The following is an 878-nucleotide window of genomic DNA, read 5'->3' as shown; positions in this document are numbered from 1 at the left end:
CCGGTTTATAATCCGGCAACGATGGAAACCAATGTTCCTGGCTTATATCTAGCTGGTACGGTTGCTGCCGGTATTCAGCAACGTTATACCCTCTTTATCGAGAACTGTCACGAACACGCTGGCAAAATTACGCAGGCTATTACCGGACGTTGGCCAGCACGTTTAGGTGATGTAACGAGCCGTAATTACCAGCTTAGCTTCGAGCAGATTGCGGCGAACTGAGTCTTCGGATGCACAGAGCTTTTCAATAGCCGATAGAGGTGGTGCGAGGTGTGAGAAGTGGCGCGATTCCCAACCGCCCCATGCCGCGTCGTTACCGAACATACCTGTCCGTACCCGTAGGTCACCATCCTCCCCTGCTTCGGGAGGAGACTGGGGGAAGGTGAGGAGGGCATGCCTCTCCTTTCCTTGCCCTCGGTGGGAGCAGAGGAGACAGTCTCTACCAGAGATCTCTTGCCAGAATCGATGATTTTGCAGTATAGTATGGGCGTGCGGGGCTGTAGCTCAATGGATAGAGCACCGACCTTCTAAGTCGATGGTTGCGCGTTCGAGTCGCGCCAGCCCCGCCACTTTAACCAGTATGTTCGCTCGTGCAGCTAACAGAACCTAGCTGGCTTAGTGTCAGAGGTTGAGGCAGGCTGTTCGTATAACCGCAGCGTGCGCGGAATGAAGATATGCGCATCCGCTTGCGCTCAATCTTGCGTCTCTCCCTCAATATCGAGCAGAGTACGTTCAAACACTCTCGAAACGATAATCCCCACTTCCTACCTCATTCCCAGGCAACAACAGCACCATTGGCAAGCACTGCCAACAACTCGCGTAGCGTTATTCCTTGCAACGTTGGATGTCGTAACGAACGATCTCCATAGATCGTATAG

1 protein-coding gene and 1 tRNA gene are annotated in these 878 nt (G+C 53.1%); both read left to right on the top strand.

What is annotated here, in order from left to right:
* On the top strand, positions 1-222 hold a 222-nt coding region (locus tag NW838_RS05400), incomplete at its 5' end, for a hypothetical protein (protein WP_414427650.1).
* 271 nt (positions 223-493) lie between these two features.
* Positions 494-569 (top strand) — tRNA-Arg (locus tag NW838_RS05395).
* Positions 570-878 lie beyond the last annotated feature (309 nt).

Origin of the sequence: Synechococcus sp. R55.2 (assembly GCF_047462075.1) — a bacterium.
GTDB lineage: Bacteria > Cyanobacteriota > Cyanobacteriia > Thermostichales > Thermostichaceae > Thermostichus.
The sequence above is the reverse complement of the archived record's forward strand: the minus strand, read 5'-3'. Positions and strand labels throughout refer to the sequence as shown.